The 17,115-nt window shown below is 70.3% G+C and carries 11 protein-coding genes; 9 read left to right on the top strand and 2 right to left on the bottom strand.

All coding sequences use genetic code 11. The features are described from left to right. The first annotated feature begins 83 nt into the window (after nt 1-83). From pdxY to Q0Z83_RS00525, 5 genes are all read left to right on the top strand, one after another. Complete coding sequence (gene pdxY, locus Q0Z83_RS00505; RefSeq protein ID WP_317791750.1) at nt 84-935, top strand: pyridoxal kinase PdxY; 852 nt, start codon at nt 84-86, stop codon at nt 933-935. A 194-nt stretch (nt 936-1,129) separates the two neighbouring features. Then, complete coding sequence (locus Q0Z83_RS00510) at nt 1,130-1,975, top strand: S1 family peptidase (protein WP_317791751.1); 846 nt, start codon at nt 1,130-1,132, stop codon at nt 1,973-1,975. 159 nt (nt 1,976-2,134) lie between these two features. Beyond that, nucleotides 2,135-3,361, top strand: coding sequence for a DUF6271 family protein (locus tag Q0Z83_RS00515; RefSeq protein ID WP_317791752.1), 1,227 nt, complete (start codon nt 2,135-2,137; stop codon nt 3,359-3,361). Beyond that, nucleotides 3,354-3,881, top strand: a complete 528-nt coding sequence (locus Q0Z83_RS00520; protein WP_317791753.1) for a GNAT family N-acetyltransferase — start codon at nt 3,354-3,356, stop codon at nt 3,879-3,881. The genes Q0Z83_RS00515 and Q0Z83_RS00520 overlap by 8 nt, the downstream gene beginning before the upstream one ends. A 7-nt stretch (nt 3,882-3,888) precedes the next feature. Then, nucleotides 3,889-5,037, top strand: a complete 1,149-nt coding sequence (locus tag Q0Z83_RS00525) for an MFS transporter (RefSeq protein WP_317791754.1) — start codon at nt 3,889-3,891, stop codon at nt 5,035-5,037. A 32-nt stretch (nt 5,038-5,069) separates the two neighbouring features. Here the strand turns inward: Q0Z83_RS00525 and Q0Z83_RS00530 are convergent, their stop codons facing one another. Beyond that, a complete protein-coding gene (locus Q0Z83_RS00530; RefSeq protein ID WP_317791755.1) occupies nt 5,070-5,618 on the bottom strand; it encodes a Uma2 family endonuclease in 549 nt (182 codons plus the stop codon). A gap of 55 nt (nt 5,619-5,673) precedes the next feature. Continuing rightward, nucleotides 5,674-6,210 (bottom strand): hypothetical protein, encoded by a 537-nt coding sequence (locus Q0Z83_RS00535; protein WP_317791756.1) that lies wholly within the window; start codon nt 6,208-6,210, stop codon nt 5,674-5,676. 97 nt (nt 6,211-6,307) lie between these two features. On the opposite strand from Q0Z83_RS00535, the gene Q0Z83_RS00540 reads away from it, so the two are divergent. The 4 genes from Q0Z83_RS00540 to Q0Z83_RS00555 all read left to right on the top strand — a co-directional run bounded on the left by Q0Z83_RS00540 (nt 6,308) and on the right by Q0Z83_RS00555 (nt 17,040). After that, the gene (locus Q0Z83_RS00540; RefSeq protein WP_317791757.1) at nt 6,308-7,732 is read left to right on the top strand and encodes an ATP-binding protein; all 1,425 of its coding nucleotides are present in this window, start codon (nt 6,308-6,310) and stop codon (nt 7,730-7,732) included. An 86-nt stretch (nt 7,733-7,818) separates the two neighbouring features. Continuing rightward, complete coding sequence (locus Q0Z83_RS00545) at nt 7,819-10,731, top strand: helix-turn-helix transcriptional regulator (protein WP_317791758.1); 2,913 nt, start codon at nt 7,819-7,821, stop codon at nt 10,729-10,731. A 58-nt stretch (nt 10,732-10,789) separates the two neighbouring features. Next, nucleotides 10,790-10,918, top strand: coding sequence for a hypothetical protein (locus Q0Z83_RS00550; RefSeq protein ID WP_317791759.1), 129 nt, complete (start codon nt 10,790-10,792; stop codon nt 10,916-10,918). Nucleotides 10,919-10,932: 14 nt separating this feature from the next. After that, a complete protein-coding gene (locus tag Q0Z83_RS00555) occupies nt 10,933-17,040 on the top strand; it encodes a S8 family serine peptidase (RefSeq protein ID WP_317791760.1) in 6,108 nt (2,035 codons plus the stop codon). The last annotated feature ends 75 nt before the right edge of the window (nt 17,041-17,115 follow it).

Genomic DNA, 17,115 nt, shown 5'->3' on the forward strand with positions numbered 1-17,115 from the left:
CCCGCCCGTCGCCGGATCGCGATCCTCGTCGCTCTCCCACGGCCTGAGTGAACAGATCCGAAGATCTTTGAGACGCTTGGCCCATGAAGGTTCTGTCCATCCAGTCGGCGGTGGCCCACGGGCATGTCGGCAACTCCGCGGCCGTGTTCCCGCTGCAGCGCATCGGTGTCGAGGTCGTCCCGGTCTACACGGTCAACTTCTCCAACCACACGGGGTACGGGGCGTGGCGCGGCCCGCTCATCCCGCCGCCGGAGGTGGCCGAGATCCTCCTCGGTGTCGAGGAGCGTGGGGTATTCCCGCAGGTCGACGCGGTGTTGTCGGGTTATCAGGGTGGGGCGGGCATCGCCGACGTCATCATCGACGCGGTGGCCCGGGTGAAGGCCGCCAATCCGTCGGCGCTGTATGCGTGTGATCCGGTGATGGGTAATGCGAAATCGGGGTGCTTCGTCGCGCCGGAGATCCCGGTGCTGCTGCGCGACCGGGTGGTTCCGGTGGCCGACATCATCACTCCCAACCAGTTCGAGCTGGGCTTCCTGACCGGCACCGAGCCCGCCGACCTCGATTCGACGCTGGCGTCGGCCGACCTGGCCCGGGCCATGGGGCCGTCGACGGTGCTGGTCACGAGTGTGGAGCGGCCGGATCGGGCGGAGGGCACGATCGAGATGCTGGTCGTGGACCCGGCCGGGGCGTGGATCGTGAACACCCCGCATCTGCCGTTCAAGGCCAACGGATCGGGGGATGTCACGGCGGCTCTGTTCACCGCGCACTACACGGCCACCAAGGATGCGGCGGTGGCGCTGGAGCGTACCGCCTCGAGTGTCTTCGATCTGATCGATCTGACCTTCCGGTCCGGGGAGCGTGAGCTGCGGCTGGTGCAGGCGCAGGAGTTCTACGCGAGCCCGCGGATGCAGTTCAGCGCGGAGAAGGTGCGCTGAGCCGTTCCATCGGGGCCGTTCCATAAGGCCGGTATCAGGGGTTCTTTGAATTATTGACAGATGTAAATGTCTGATGGGACGGTGCCTACGCCAGAGACATCCGGCGTAGGCGTGCCGTCGACCCGTCATGCCTCGCCGCCATCTGGGCGGCGGGCCGTACACGGGCTGCCGCCCCGCAGTGAGGGGAACCTTTCATGCGTTTTCGACGGGCCTTAGCCATCGGTGCCACCACCCTCGCGGCTCTCGCCGGAGTCCTGTCCGGGCCGGCCGCCCCGGCCCAGGCGGCCGCCCCGGCCCCGACCGCCGTCGCGGTCACACTGGCCAACACCATCGCGCTGAACAACTGCTCGGCGTCGCTCGTCCGGTTCCCCTCCTCGGTCAGCACCGACAGCGCGATGATGCTCACCAACGGGCACTGCTACGAGGGCGGGTTCATCGCCGCCGGCCGGGTCATCCAGAACGTCTCCAGCACCCGTACCGGCACGCTGCTCAACAGCTCCGGCGGCTCGGTGGTCCGGGTCCGCGCCAACCGGGTGATCTACGCGACGATGACCGGCAACGACGTCGCCCTCTACCGGCTCAACACCACGTTCGGGGCGCTGTCCTCGTCGTACGGGGCGGTCCCGCTGACCATCTCGGCCGCGCACCCGACCGCCGGCACCGGCATCGGCATCCCCTCCGGCTACTGGAAGCGGGTCTGGAACTGCAGCATCGACGGTTTCGTCAACACGCTGCGCGAGGACACCTGGACCTGGAAGGACTCGATCCGCTACAACGCCGGCTGCGACACCATCGGCGGCACCTCCGGCTCGCCGATCGTCAGCACCGTCACCGGTGAGCTGATCGGCATCAACAACACCGGCAACGAGTCCGGCGGCCGCTGCACGCTGAACAACCCGTGCGAGGTCGACGCGGCCGGCAACGTGACGGTGCTGTCGGGCCGCAGCTACGGCCAGCAGACCTACTGGTTCACCACCTGCCTCAACTCCAGCCGCGCCATCGACCTGACGGTCTCCGGCTGTCTGCTCACCAAGCCGTGACCCGGTGACCCGGGCCGGCCTTGAGCCGGCCCGAGTTCCGGAACCGGCGACGACCAGCGATTTCCGACATTCCCTCACAACTGGGCTTGTGGCCGTCAAGATCGGCTACTAGGTTCGTTGCGGCTTGTCCGTCGATGCCTGTTTCGGGAGTGTCACAGCGTGAAACGCCAGATCTGTCTGGTGGTGCCGACCAACCGGGAGTGCTCCGCCACGCTCGCCGAAGTGGTGGCCGAGGCGGAGTACGCCGAACACCACTTCGACGTCGACGTGCACCTGCTGGTGCTGGACTCCTCGGCCGACCGCACCGGCCACGCCAAGGTCCTGGCCGACGCCCGCACCGGGTGGCACCTCGACGAGGCGCGCCAGCGGGAGTTCCTGAGCCGGGTCGTCGACCGCGCCGGTGTGGCCGAACCCGGCCGGATGCTCGACCTGCTGCTGCCGTCGAAACCGTCCTACGGCGCCTGCACCAACCGGGCCTTCCTGATCGCGGCCGCCCTCGGCTGCGAGTCCGTGCACCGGCGCGACTCCGACCTGTACTTCCAGACGTACGCCGGCCAGAAGATCTTCCCGATCCACGCCGAACTGTCCGCGCTCGGCCGACCCGCCCGCGACGTGCGGGCCACCGAGGACCGGCTCGACGACAGCCGCCGGGACCTGCCGGTCGCCATGGTCGGGGCGTCGTTCGTCGGCGACATGAGCGTCGACGTCGAGGACATCCGCGACGCTGACGGCTACTACGACCTGGTCAGCCTCTGGGCCGCGCCGGGCAGCACCGACACCGAGAAACGCGCCCTGGTCGAGGAGTCGTTCACCGGCAGCGCACCCTTCGACGGCGACCACACGGTGCTGTCGGTGGTCGACCCGATGCGCGTCGACATGCACAACATCAGCTTCCACGGCCTGCACGAGAAGGTGCCGCTGCCACCGGCCACCGACACGATCGGCAGCGACTACTTCCTCATTCACGTCGCCGACCGGGCCGGGCTCCCCGGGCTGCTGCACAACCGGCACATCGTCAATTTCCACACCGCCGAACGCAAGAGCGACGCCGGATTCCTGGCCTATCAGATGCGGTTCGCCAAGTTCATCCTGTCGATGTATTACTTCCATTTCATCTACGAGCGGATGACCACCGACAACCCCGAGGACATCGCCGCGATCGTACGGGCGTCGACCTGGCAGCCCAGGGAACCCAACGAGGAGCAGGCGCACCTGATGGAGCGGGCGTACCGCAAGCTCGGTGGCCGTTTCACCGGGGTGGCCGACCTGATCGGGCAACGGCGCGACATGCTGCTGTTCGAGGCCCGCCGCGACATCGAGGACTACGCGGACCTCATCGACGAGTGGGCGGGCCTCGTCGCGGCCGCGCGCGCGACGCATGTCTGACCTGCGCCATCGGGAGTCCGCGCCGGCCGCCACCGGTGGTGCGCGCCTGCGGCCGATCGAGGAACCCGACTGGGCGGCGATCACCCGGCTGGAGGCGTCCGCCTACGACCCGCACGGCCTGACCGAGGGACAGTCGGCGTTACGGTCCCGGGCGTACCCGGACACGTCCTTCGTCCTCGACACCGGCGGGCGGGTCGGCGGATATCTGCTGGCGCTGCCGTACCCCCGAGGATCTTCTCCGGATCTGCACCGGCCGGAAGGCCCGGTGCAGCACTCGGCCAATCTGCATCTGCACGACATCGTCATCGATCCGCGCCTGCGCGGTTGCGGCTGGGGCCGACGTCTGGTGGGACATCTGATCGGCATCGGCCGCACCCGGGCGTACCAGCGGATCTCGCTGGTCTCGGTCGGCGGGACCGCCGGTTTCTGGACGGCGTGCGGATTCCAGCCGCACCGGGACACCGAACTTCCTGTGTCGTACGGGCCGGGCGCCGTCTACATGTCCCGCGCGATCGGATAGGAGCCGCATGTCGTTCGGTCGTTCGCGGTTGTCGATCGCCGCGTTGTTCCTCGCCCTCGGATTCCAGTATTCGACGTGGGCGTCGCGCATTCCGGCGATCACCGAGCGGCTGCACCTGTCCGCCGCCGAGGTGGGTGTGCTGCTGCTGGCGGCCGGGGTCGGTGCGGTCGTCTCGGCGCCGCTGGTGCCGAAACTGATGGCCGCGTTCGGGTCGCGGCGGCTCGCTCTCGTCGCGGTGCCGGTGCTGGCCGCCGCACTGGCCGGGCTGGAGTTCGCGCCCGGCTATCCGTGGCTGCTGGTGGTGCTGCTGCTCGACGGGGTGGCGGTGGGCTGCCTGAACGTCGCGATGAACGCCCAGGGTGCGGAGCTGGAGAGCCGGTCGGGGCGCACCAGGATGGCGAGACTGCACGCCACGTTCAGCGGGGGCATCTTCGGCGCGGCGCTGCTGGCGTCGGTGATCACCTCGGTGACCGATGCGGTGGCCGTGCACTTCGCGGTGGCCGGGGCGGTGCTGCTCGCGGCGGTGGTGGTGGCTGCTCCGGGACTGCTCACCGACTCCGGGTCGGGCTCCGATTCCGTACCGGAACCGGCTGGTCGTCGCTGGTCGCGGCCGTCCGCGGTCGTCGTCTTCCTCGGCCTGGCGATGCTGCTGGCCACCATCACCGAAGGCGCGATCACCGACTGGTCGGCGCTGTATCTCGCGTCGGTCGGCGCCGCCGACAACCTGCTGCCGCTGGGGATCGCGGTCACGTCCGGGACGATGCTGCTGGCCCGGCTGTTCGCCGACGGCTGGCGCGACCGCTGGGGCGACCAGGCGGTGGTCGTCGCCGGTAGCACCCTGGCCGGGGCGGGCCTGCTCACCGCCCTGCTCACCGGCGGGGCGATTCCGGCGCTGGCCGGGTTCGCGTGCGTGGGGCTGGGCATGGCCGCGGTCAGCCCGTGCCTTTATGTGGCGGCCGCCCGCTACGGCCCGGCCGCGCTGACGGCCGCCGCCGCGATGAGCACGACCGGGCTGCTGGTCGGCCCGCCCGCGATCGGTTTCCTGGCCGACGCGACCAGCCTGACCTGGGGTCTGGGCGCGGTCGTCGCCACCGCCTGGCTCACGGTCCCACTGATACTGGCCCTACGCCCAGAGCCGGTGCGAACGCCGGCCTGATCCCGGTGTGCGGCCTTGGCGGCGGGGCTGCGCTACCAGTCGAGAAGCGCTCTCGTGTCGATCTCACAGCGGAACGGGACGTCGAGAGTGAGGGTGGCGCCGAACGGCACCATGGCGTGCTCGACGTAGTGCCGGCCCTCGAGGCGGAACAGCCGCAAGGCCACCGACTCGAAATCAGTGAGGTCCGGCTCGACCAGCAGATACCAGCCGATCTGGGCGGTGGCGTAGAACTGCATCTTGAGCAGCCGGTCGTTCGCGGCGTTGCTCGGTGAGACGATCTCGCAGATCAAGGCGACCTCGGACGCCTCGATCACGCCACCCTTGGGGTCCGTGTCGGCCACTACCAGGTCGGGAATGACGATTCGGTCGGTGCCGAGCCGGACGTTGGCCGCTTCGTACGCCCGCAGGCCGACGGCCCGAGCCGCTGGGCGGATTCCGGCCATCAGGAGGAAGGAGATGTCCTGATGAGGTTTGTTCGGTGCCGGGCCAACCCACAGTCCGCCGTCGATCAACTCGATTCGGTTCGGCGTCCAGCCGAGAGCGAAGTACTGCTCCTCGTTCCAGGGACCCGGATGTTCCATCGACAACACCTCCCAGACCGATGACGCGCCGATTCTGCCGCGTTCCCGGACCGGCTCAGGTGCTTGGGGTGGCGCCGCGGCGGGTGCGTACTCGAGGATGACCGCCCGCACGTAGCGCGGGGTGGTGGGGAGCCGTGCCGTTCCCATGGAAGAGCAGCGGGCCGTTGAAACCGTTCCAGGCGCCGTGGCCGGCGGCCCAGACGTCGTTCGGGCCGAACGCCTTGATCGCGGTGAAGGTGCAGAAGTTCGGCATGCCGCCGAAGGAGTCGCCGCCGGTGCGGCATTCGGTGGGTGCCCGGTGTGACCGCCAGGACCGGCCGTCCCACTCCTCGACGATCACGTCGCTCTGGCGGTTGCCGACCACCCAGGTGTGTCCACCCGCGACGCTCAGCCCGGTGATCAGGGTGAAGCCCTTACCTTCGGCCTGCGGGAACGGCACCTCGCGCCAGGCGGTCCCGTCGTAGTGCAGGAGGTGTGTCGCCTGCTTCTCGGGACTGTCGGCGGACGTGGTGCCGACGACCCAGACGTTCGACGGCGAGTCGGCGGCGACGAGACCGAACCGGCCGTGCCAGTCGATCGGCGGCAACTGCACACGCGTCCAGGATGTCCCGTCGCGCTGGAGGATCAGCGGGGTGCCGCCGTCCGGGCGAGCAAGGGTCTGCCGAGGCTAACTTGATCGTCTTGAGTGAGTGGCTCGCCTTGGCCGTACTTCCGGCCAACCATCCCCATCAGGGCCTGCTGATTGCGGAGTAGACGATCCGCAGATGCGGAATCCAGAGGCCGCAAGATACGGAAAATTTTCCCTGCAGATACGGAACAGGGTAGGCTGCATGGTCGTGGAGGGCTCTCTCACCGGCATAGCTCCGCGCCAGCTCACGGCCGTACTGGCCCGTCGCCTGACCGAGGAACCGGCCCTGGTTCTCAACGGTCCCCGGACCGTCGGCAAAAGCACCCTTCTGCATGCTCTCGCCGACCGGTTGGGACGCGCCGTCATCGACTGCGACGATCCCGCCACCCGAGCTGCGGTACGTGCCGACCCTGGACGTTTCGTCAGCGGCCCCGGCCCGATCCTGATCGACGAGTATCAGCATGTCCCGGATCTGCTCGGTGCGATCAAGGCCGAGCTGAACCGGGACCTCAGTCCGGGACGGTTCGTCCTGGCGGGATCGACGCGGTATGTGACCCTCCCGGAGGCAGGGCAGGCGTTGACCGGTCGGGTCGACATTCTGGAGGTGCTGCCTCTGACTCAGGCGGAGATCGACGGGGCAACCGGGGCCTGCCTGGTGAGCAGGCTGCTCGATGGCGCTGACGTGTCGCTCGGCTCCATGCCGTCCACGACGACGCGGGACGAGTATGCCCGCCGGATCACCTCCGGTGGAATGCCTGTCGTGTTGCGCCGCCCGCCGGGTCGGTCCCGGTCGCGCTGGTTCGCGAATTACCTTGATCTCGTCATCGAGCGTGACGTGCTGGAGTTGAGCCGGGTACGTCAGCGGGAGATGCTCCCGCGGCTGCTGCGCGTTCTCGCCGCCCGGTCCGGTCAGGTCCTCAACATCGCCGGCGTCGCCTCGGCGGTGGGGATGGAGAAGTCCAGCGCAGAGAACTACGTGAAGCTTCTCGAGGCTGTCTTTCTGGTTTCGCGGGTGCCGGCATGGGGGACGACGCTCGGCTCTCGAGTGGCCCGCCAGCCGAAGGTCCATCTTGTCGACTCAGGCGTCATGGCGTGGCTTCTCGGCCTCACGCCCGAGAAGATCGCCACGAACGATCCGGCGACCTTGACGGTGTACGGCCACCTGGTGGAGACGTTCGCCGTCGGTGAGATCCTCCGGCAGGTGAGCTGGTCGGACGCCCCGGTCGCGGTCGGTCACTTCCGCACCGCCGAAGCCCATGAGGTGGATCTGGTGCTGGAGCGCGATGACGGGATGGTCTTCGCGTTCGAGATCAAAGCCGGCACTCGCGTCGACCAGTCCGACCTCGCCGGAATCCGAGCGCTCCGGGCCCGCCTCGGTGATCGCCTCGCGTCGGCCATGGTGTTGTACACCGGAGCGTTGGCGTTCCGATTCGACGACGGCACATCGGTGCTTCCCCTGGACACACTCTGGTCGCACGCGGGGTAGGCGCCGCCGTGTGAGAGGGGTCATCATCGGCGCCGGTCGGGGCTGATGGTCTTGTGGCCGGGTGCCGGGAGGCGAGATCATCACGCATGCCCGTTTCCGCGCCGCGTTTCGTCGGTCGTGAACGGGAGGCGGCGGCGCTGCGGGAGGCCCTGGCCCGTCCACCGGCGATCGTGCTGGTGGAGGGGGAGGCGGGGATCGGCAAGAGCCGGCTGCTGCGGGAGTGGCTGGCCGCGCCGGACCGGCACACCACCCTGGTGTCGGTGTGTCCACCGCTGCGTGAGTCGCTGACGCTGGGACCGATCGTCGACGCGTTCCACGGGATCGAGCGTCCGGTGCGGGGCCTGCGGCTCACCGCACTCGCGGGCGCGTTGCGGCCGCTGTTTCCGGAGTGGTCGGCGGATCTGCCGCCCGCGCTGCCGCCGCTGGACGATGCGAAGGCGGCCCGACACCGGCTGTTCCGGGCCCTCGACGAGTTGCTGCGGGCGCTGCGGGTCGACGTCCTGGTGCTGGAGGACGCGCACTGGGCCGACGAGGTGACGCTGGAGTTCCTGCTGTTCGTCATCTCCCGGCAGCACTCCGACGGGCCCAGCCTGGTGATCTCCTACCGGCCGGAGGAGGTGGACGACGCGTCGCTGCTGCTGCGGCTGACGTCCCGGCTGCCCGCCGGGGTGACCCAGCTGCGGATCGCCCTGGCGCCGATGCGGCCCGACGACACGGCGCAACTGGTGTCCTCGATGCTGGACGGCAACCCGATCTCGCAGGAGTTCACGACGTTCCTGCACGACCGGACCGGCGGCGTTCCGCTGGCCCTGGAGGAGTCGGTCCGGCTCATGTACGACCGGGCCGACCTGGTCTTCCGGGACGGCCAGTGGGTCCGGTTGAAGCTGCGCGAGTTGCAGGTGCCGCCGACGGTGCGCGACTCCACCCGGGAGCGGGTGAGCCGGCTGTCGCCGACCGCGCAGCAGGCGTTGCGGGCGGCGGCCACGCTGGCCGAGCCGTCCTCGGCGGCGACGATCGCGATGACCGCCGGCCTGTCACCGGACGTGTGTCGGGACGGTATCGCGGAGGCGGCCGGTGCCGGTGTGCTGGACGGCGACGACCGGGTCCGGTGGCGGTTCCGGCACGTGCTGGCCGCCACCGCCGTCTACGAGGCGATCCCGCTGACCGACCGCAGGCACTTGCACCTGCGGGCCGGCCGGGCGCTGGAACACCTGCGGCCGCTGCCGGTGGCCCGCCTGGCCCATCACTTCCGCGAGGCCCGCGAGACGAGATCCTGGGCACGGTACGCCGAGCAGGGCGCCGAACTGGCGATGGCCTCCGGTGACCACACCAAGGCCGTCGATCTGCTGGTCGACCTGCTGTCGTGGACCGTCCTGCCGCCGACGGACCGGGCACGTGTCGCGCGCCTCGCCGGAGTCGCCGCGCTGGGTCGTCGGGAACCGGTCGACGAGGTTTATCACCGGGTGATCCGTACCCTGCGCTCGGTGTTGGAAAGCCCCGGCCTCTCGGCGCGTCAGCAGGCCGAGATCCGTAACCCGCTGGGGCGTCTGCTGATCACCGGAGGTGAGGCGCAGGCCGCGCTCAGCGAGTTGGAGCAGGCGGTGGCCGGTCTCGACCACGACCCGGTCGAGGCGGCCCGGGCGATGACCTACCTCGGCTGGGCGTACGCGGGGCCGTGGCCCGCCTCGACCCATCGGCGCTGGCTGGACCGTGCCGCCGAACTGACCGCCCGGATCGACTCGCCCGAGCAGCGGCTGAATCTGGCCGGGAACCGGGCCGCCGCGCTGCTCATGCTGGGTGAGGAGGAGGCCTGGGAGGTCGTCGCCGGGCTGCCCGTCGACGGCAGGACGGCGGCCGAGCGTCTCGATGTGGCCCGCATCCACGTGAACATCGGCACCGGGGCGCTGATCTGGGGCCGGTACGCCGACGCCGCGGAACACCTCGCCGTGGCCGAGCGCCTCGCCGAGACCGAACAGGCGTCCCGGTTGCAGCACAACGTCCGGCTCGAACAGGCCAACCTGGCGTGGAACACCGGCCGCTGGGACGGTCTCGCGGAGACGAGCGCGGCCCTCGCCGACGCCGACCGGGACCGGCCGGCGCACTACCTCGGCAGTATCCGCCTCGCGGCCCGGCTGGCGGCCGCGGCCGGTCGGCGACGTGCCGCTGAGGAGCAGTTCCGGCTGGTCCTGGAGGAGTCGGCCCGTCTCGGCGCGGCCGACGACACGATGGAGGCGGCCGCTGCTCTGGCCCGGCTGTGGCTGACCGACGGGAACAGCGGCCGGGCGGTGCAGATCACCGACGAGCCGATGGACACGGTACGGCGTAAGGGCATCTGGATCTGGGCGACGGACCTGGTGCCGGCCCGGATCGAGGCGCTGCTCGCCGCCGGTGACCGGCCGGCCGCGACCCGCCTGGTCGACCGGTTCGCCCGGGGACTGCGTGGCCGTACCGCGCCCGCGCCTCGGGCCGCGCTCGCCGTGTGCCGTGCCCTGCTGCTCGCCGCCGCCGGCGACCACGCCCGGGCGGCGACGGCCTTCGACCGGGCGGCGCGTGCCTGGAGCGCGTTGCCCCGCCCCTACGACGCTCTGCGCGCCCGCGAACATCAGGCCGAGGCGCTGCTGGCGCAGGGCCGGGACGAGCCGGGCCGGGAACTGCTGGCGGCACAGTACGAGGAGCTGTTCCGGCTGGGTGCGCGCGGCGACGCGGACCGGGTCGCCCAGCGGCTGCGCGAGCACGGCGCCGACGTGCCGCGTCTGTGGCGGGGCGGCCGACGCGGGTACGGCGACCAGCTCTCCCCTCGCGAGCTCGACGTGGTCCAGCTGGTCGTCGCCGGCAAGACGAACCGCGAGATCAGCCGGATCCTGTCCAAATCTCCGGCCACCGTGGATCAACAATTGCGCGCGGCGATGCGCAAGCTGAACGTGAACTCGCGCACCGCGCTCGCGGTCAAGGCCGTGGAAGCCGGCGTGTTCGTGAATTTTGACGTATCCGCCGGATAGCTAAGGGCACCCGGTCCGCCCGAGCATGGCTCCATGATCCATAGCCGTTGGCCGATGCATGTCTGAGCAGCCCGCCGCGCGTGACGACTCCGCTGTCGAGGAACCGCCGACCCCCGAGTCACCGGAGTCGGGGGACGACACCCCCGACGCCGACCACGAGAGCCACGACCCCTACCAACCCGTGTAGGCGGAAGGGACCCCATGAGACTCAAAGCCATTGCCGCAACGCTGGCCACCCTGGTCGGCCTGAGCCTGCTCCCGACCCTGCCGGCGTACGCGGCGGACCCGGACGCCGCCGACAAGATCGCGCCGAGCCTGACCGACCGGTTCCGTACGCAGCCGTCCGCCGACTTCTGGATCACCTTCGAGACCGGCGCCGACCTCGCACCGGCCACGAAGATCGCCGACTGGACCGCTCGTGGCCGGTTCGTCTACGACGCGCTGACCGCGGCGGCGAAGAACTCCGTGGCGTCGGTCGCCCCCGAACTGGACCGGGCCGGTGTCAAGTACACCTCCTATCCGATCGCCAACGCCGTGCTGGTCAAGGGCGGCACCGAGAAACTCGCCCTCGACGTGGCGGCCCGGGTGCAGGTCGCCGAGATCCACGCGACACCGCAGGTCGCGCTGGTCGACCCGGTGGACGAGAAGATCACCGTCGAGCGGTCCGCCGCTGAGGACACCGTCACGTGGGGTCTGGAGGCCATCCACGCCCCGCAGGCGTGGGCGATGGGCGCCACCGGTGCCGGCATCACCGTGTCCAACCTCGACTCGGGCGTGCAGTTCGACCACCCCGCCCTGGCCCGCCAGTACCGCGGCGCGAAGCCGGACGGCACCGTCGATCACAACTACAACTGGATGGCCACCCGCGGCTCGTGCACGGCCGCACCCTGCGACGACAACGGGCACGGCACGCACACCATGGGCACCATGGTCGGCGTCGACGGCGCCGACCACGTCGGCGTCGCACCCGACGCGCGGTGGATCGCGACCGACGGCTGCTGTACGAGCAGCGGCGTCGAGTCGCTGCTGCGGTCCGGTTGGTGGCTGCTCGCTCCGACCGACGTCCAGGGCGACAACCCCGACCCGTCCCAGCGGCCGCACGTCATCAACAACTCGTGGGGTCAGAACGTCGAACACGACTTCGACGGCTTCTTCGAGGCCATCGACGAGGCCTGGACCGCCGCCGGCATCTTCAGCGTCTGGTCGTCCGGCAACACCTCGCCGTACGCGGCCTGCGACACCGTCTCCACGCCCGGCGCCGCCGGGAGCGCCTACTCCGTCGGTGCCCTCTCGCCGGGCGGCACACTCGCGTCGTTCTCCCGCAAGGGCGAGGGCGACGGCGGCCGGATCAAGCCGGAGATCTCCGCACCGGGCGACGGCGTCCGCTCGTCCTACCCGAACAACGGCTACGTCGAGATGTCCGGTACGTCGATGGCGGCACCGCACGTCGCCGGTGCCGTCGCGGCGCTCTGGAGCTACGACCCGACCCTGATCGGGCAGGTCGACGAGACCCGCCGCCTGCTCGGCGAGTCGGCCGTCGACGTCGACGACACCGAGTGCGGCGGCACCGCCGAGATCAACAACAAGTACGGCGAGGGCCGGCTCGACCTGGTCCGCCTGCTGGAGCTCGCACCCCGCGAGGGCGGCACCCTCACCGGTGTCGTCACCGCGAACGGCGCCCCGGTGCCGGCCGCCGACGTGACGATCAGCGGACCGTTCAGCCGGTCGATCGGCACCGACGCCGACGGCCGGTTCACCACGAACCTCCCGGTCGGCGACTACCGGCTCAGCACCAGGGTCTTCGGCTACCTGACCGCGACCGCCGACGTCACGATCACCCTCGGCCGGGACACCCCGGTCACCCTGCCGCTCACCGCCGCCGCACGGCACGACGTCAGCGGCCGGGTCGTCGACGACAAGCAACGGCCCGTCCCGAACGCCGACGTCACCGTCAAGGACACGCCACTGAAGCCGGTACGCACGGATGCCGACGGCAGGTTCACCATCACCGCCGTCCCCGAGGGCGGGTACGCCCTGGCCGTCGAACCCAACGCCTGCTTCTCACCCCGGACCGTCCCGCTGACCGTCGGCGCGCGCAACGAGCCGTCCGAGATCCCGGTCGGGTTGATCGTCGACGGAGGCGGCTACAGCTGTGCCGTCGCCGAGGGCGAACACCTGCGCGGCACCGACCAGGTCACCTTCAGCGGCGGTGTGTGGGCCACGGTGAAACTGCCGTTCCCGATCGCGCTCTACAACGGCAGCCACGACACCCTCGGCGTCGGCCTGCGCGGGGTCATCGCCCCGGACGGCAGCACCGGACCCGGCTACGGTGGTGCCGGCATCTTCCCGCTCTACGTCGAGACCCCGGTCGAGTTCGCCCCGGGCGGCGGTGTCTTCACGGCGGCCACCAAGGTCGACGGTGAGGACGCGTTCGTCATCGAGTACCGCAACGCCAAGCTCTGGTCCTGGCCGACCCGGGCGGAATACACCGAGCCGGTCGACTTCTCGGCCACGCTCACCCGCTCCGGCACGGTGATCTTCGGGTACGGCGACGGCATCGGCGGCGACGACCCGGTGACCGCCGGCCTGCACGCCGTCACCGGTATCCAGGGCTGGGCCGGTGTCGACGGCATCCGGTTCTCCGACCACGCCCCGGTACTGCACGACGGCATGATCGTCACCTACGACATGCCCGACTTCGGGTACCTCGACGCGACCGTCGTCGACCAGAACGACGGGCTGCCGGTCGCCGGGGCGAAGGTCTCCGTCAGCAACGCCGACGGGCTGGTCGAGGCCGTCACCACCAACGGGACCGGCCTCGTGCATCGCCAGCTCCCGGTCGGCGACTACACCATGACCGTCGAGGCACCGAACTACACGACCGTGGCGTACCCCTTCGCGCTGAAGGAGCTCTACGCGAAGGCGACCATCGACGTGCGCCTGACCACGGGTGCCGCCGGGCTGAAGACCGACGGTCTGGACGCGCTGCTGGGCACCGACCAGAACGGCGTGGGTTCGCTGACGCTGACCAACAACGGATCGGCGCCTCTCACGTACAACCTGGGTGAAGCCGCCCGGCACCCCGAACTCGACGCCGCGGGTGCCACCGCGCGCACCGGCACGGGCGCGGTCGGCTCGATCGACCTCGCGGCGTGGAAGGCCGGGGCGAGCGGCATGAAGCCGTCGAACGTCGACGGCAAGGTCACCACGTCGACCCTGTCGGAGGCGCAGGCCGCGGCCAAGGTCGGCGCGACCTCCGGCGGCGACGTCATCACCCGGATCGCCATCCCCGGCACGATCGCGGAGAAGGAGCCCTCCGGCATCGGGTACGACGGCGACGTCTGGGTCCACGACTACAACGCGCGGACCAACACCGCCTACACGGTGACCGGAAAGAAGACCGGCAAGGTGTTCGACGCGTCGTGGAACCCCGCGTACCGGGCGTTCGACATGGCCCTGGACACCCGGACCGGGGACATGTGCCAGATGGAGGACAGCCCGGCCAGTTACATCCACTGCTTCGACCGGGCGACCGGGAAGGAGACTCGGCAGATCAAGGGGGACTGGTCGACGCTGCAGCTGACCGGTCTCGCGTACAACCCGAACCGGGACGTCTTCTACGTCGGCGGCCGCGCGAACGGCATGATCGGGACCGTCGCCGGTACGTCCCACGACAAGCCGGGCACGCTGCTGTCCTTCTGCGCCCCGCCACTGCCCGAGGTGATGGGCCTGGCCTACAACCAGGCGTCCGACACCATCTGGTACACCGACCTCACCGGGAACCGGCCCACCCGCCTGCTGCAGGTCGACCCGGCCGACTGCTCGCTGGTGAACGCGTGGTGGTTCCCCGGCCGGAAACCCGGTCTGGGCGGTGGCCTGGAGACCGACGCCACCGGCGCGCTGTGGGCGGCCGACCAGATCGCCGACGACGTCGTGCTCGTCGACGTCGAGGACGACCTGATCACCGACCTGCCGTGGCTGTCGCTCTCCGCGACCGGCGGCACCCTCGCCCCAGGCCAGTCGACGACCGTCAAGGTCTCGATCTCCGCCAAGGGTGTCGAGCCCGGCGTCCAGGGCGCGAACATCGTGGTCCGCTCCGACTCCGGACGACAGCCCAAGACCTACGTCCCGGTGACGCTCACGACCACGAAATACCAGGTCGGGGTCAACTCCGGCGGCGCGAAACTCACCGACGCCGCCGGCTTCACCTGGTCCGCCGATCAGGCCGCGAGCAAGAAGACGTGGGGCTACGAGGGCAAGACCAAGACCATCGACACCAGGACCCCGATCGCCGGTACGGTCGACGACGCGCTGTTCCAGTCGCAGCGCACCACGGCCGACAAGCAGTTGTTCTACCGCTTCCCGGACGCGCCGAAGGGCACCTACACGGTCGACTTCGGGTTCGCCGAGATCGACCGGGCGGCCCGGGGCAAACGGGTGTTCGACGTGCTCGTGGACGGAGCACTGACCGATTACGCCTACGATCCGGCCGCGGCCGTCGGGCCGAACACCGCCGACTGGCGTAAGACGGTCGTGCAGCACGCGGGCGGTCCGCTGACCGTGGAGTTGCGGGGCTCGAAGGGCCTGCAACCTCCGAGCATCGCCGCACTGCGGGTGACGCTCGACCCGCGCGCCGACGTGGCGGAGCCGGAACCCCAGCCCGAGCAGCCGGACCCCGGCCCCGTGCCGGTGGCGGCCGCCGGTCGTTCGTACACCATGAAGGTCGTCGATGGGCTCTATCGGCAGGGGACCGAGGAGTCCGGCTGGCACGGTGACGACCTGTGTGGCGTGCTGTGGTTCGGTTCCGGCTACCTCCAGCCGTTCTACGACACCGCCTGGGACGGGGTGTGCGTGACGACGAACGGCACGCTCACCTTCGACCGCGCCGACACGTCCGGTGGCAACCGGGCGCTGCCGTCGCCGTACCCGATCGACGCGATCTACCCGTTCTGGGACGACCTCGTCGTCGACGACGAGGCGGGCATCTACTTCGGCACCACCCAGGTGGACGGGGTGGCCGCGCAGGTCGTCGAATGGCGCAACGCCACCTTCTACAGCGACCGGACGGCTCGGGTCAGCTTCTCGGTCACCCTGATCGCCGACGGACGGATCCAGATCGGGTACGGCGACGGCGTCGGCGGCGACAACCCGCTCACCCGGGGCTCGTCGGCGACGGTCGGGGTGGAGAGCCTGAACCGCAATCCCGCCGGCCAGTACTCCGTCGACCAGCCCGTTCTGAAGGCCGGACTGGGCCTGGAGTACCACCTCCCGGCCGCGGGCACGATCGAGGGCACGGTCACCGACCGCAACGACGGCAAGCCGATCGAGGGCGCGATCGTCACGCTCGGCGACCGGGTCATCACGACCGACGTGAAGGGTCGGTGGAAGGCCCAGGCGCTGGTCGGCGAGAACATCGTGCGGGTCGAGGCACCGAACTACGTCACCGCGAGCCACCCGGTGACCATCACGAAGAAGGACCAGGCGGAGGTACGGGACACCGCGCTGACCACCGGCGTCGCCACCGTCACGACCGGAACCCTCGACTGGCTGCTCGACCGGGACCGGCGGGCGACGGCCGGCGTGACCGTCACCAACAGCGGCTCCGCTCCGCTCGAAGTGCACGTCGGTGAGGCCGCCGACCTTCCCTGGCTGACCCTCACCGGTGCGGCCGCGACCGGTACGGTCACGCTCGCGGCCGGCGCCACCACCACGGTCACGGTGACCGCCGACAACGCCGGGATCCAGCCCGGCGTACTCCTCGGGGATCTGCTCGTGGCGTCGAACGCCGGTAAGGGCGACACCCAGCTCAAACCGGTGCGCCTGGCCACCTCGGCCTACTGGAGGGCCGTCGACGCCGGCGGCCCGGGATACCTCGGTGGTGGCGGTTTCTGGTCCCCGGACCAGGCGCTCGGCTCGCGGACCTGGGGCCACGTCGGCGGCAAGGTGGCGACCACCCGGGCCGACATCGCCGGGACCAGGGACGACGCGCTGTTCCGCACCCAGCGGACCGGCGAGACGTTCAAGTACGTGTTCAAGAACGCCCCGGCCGGGACGTACCGGATCGGCCTCGACTTCGCCGAGCTGGAGAAGGTCCGACCCGGGCAGCGTGCCTTCGACGTACTGGCCGACGGCAAGGTGCTCCTCTACGACCACGACGTGCAGGCGAAGGCGGGCACCCTGACCGCGAACACCAACACGGTCACCGTCAAGCACACCGGCGGCGACCTGACCATCGTGTTCACCCGCGAGAAGGGCGAGGCCGACCCGATCCTCAACGCCTTGAAGGTCCAGGAGGACCCGAGACTCTGATCCGGCCCCCCAAGATCGGAGCCTCCCCGGCAGAGCCGCCGGGGAGGCTCCGGCGTCGACTACCGGACCGGGTTT

Origin of the sequence: Actinoplanes sichuanensis (assembly GCF_033097365.1) — a bacterium.
In the GTDB taxonomy this organism is placed as follows: Bacteria; Actinomycetota; Actinomycetes; order Mycobacteriales; family Micromonosporaceae; genus Actinoplanes; species Actinoplanes sichuanensis.

Excerpts from the sequence above, each read along its gene's own strand:
- Q0Z83_RS00550 (WP_317791759.1), top strand. The coding sequence starts at position 10,790 with ATGTCTGAGCAGCCCGCCGCGCGTGACGACTCCGCTGTCGAGGAACCG.
- Q0Z83_RS00520 (WP_317791753.1), top strand. The coding sequence starts at position 3,354 with ATGTCTGACCTGCGCCATCGGGAGTCCGCGCCGGCCGCCACCGGTGGT.
- Q0Z83_RS00530 (WP_317791755.1), bottom strand. The coding sequence starts at position 5,618 with ATGGAACATCCGGGTCCCTGGAACGAGGAGCAGTACTTCGCTCTCGGC.
- Q0Z83_RS00525 (WP_317791754.1), top strand. The coding sequence starts at position 3,889 with ATGTCGTTCGGTCGTTCGCGGTTGTCGATCGCCGCGTTGTTCCTCGCC.
- Q0Z83_RS00555 (WP_317791760.1), top strand. The coding sequence starts at position 10,933 with ATGAGACTCAAAGCCATTGCCGCAACGCTGGCCACCCTGGTCGGCCTG.
- Q0Z83_RS00545 (WP_317791758.1), top strand. The coding sequence starts at position 7,819 with ATGCCCGTTTCCGCGCCGCGTTTCGTCGGTCGTGAACGGGAGGCGGCG.
- pdxY (WP_317791750.1), top strand. The coding sequence starts at position 84 with ATGAAGGTTCTGTCCATCCAGTCGGCGGTGGCCCACGGGCATGTCGGC.
- Q0Z83_RS00510 (WP_317791751.1), top strand. The coding sequence starts at position 1,130 with ATGCGTTTTCGACGGGCCTTAGCCATCGGTGCCACCACCCTCGCGGCT.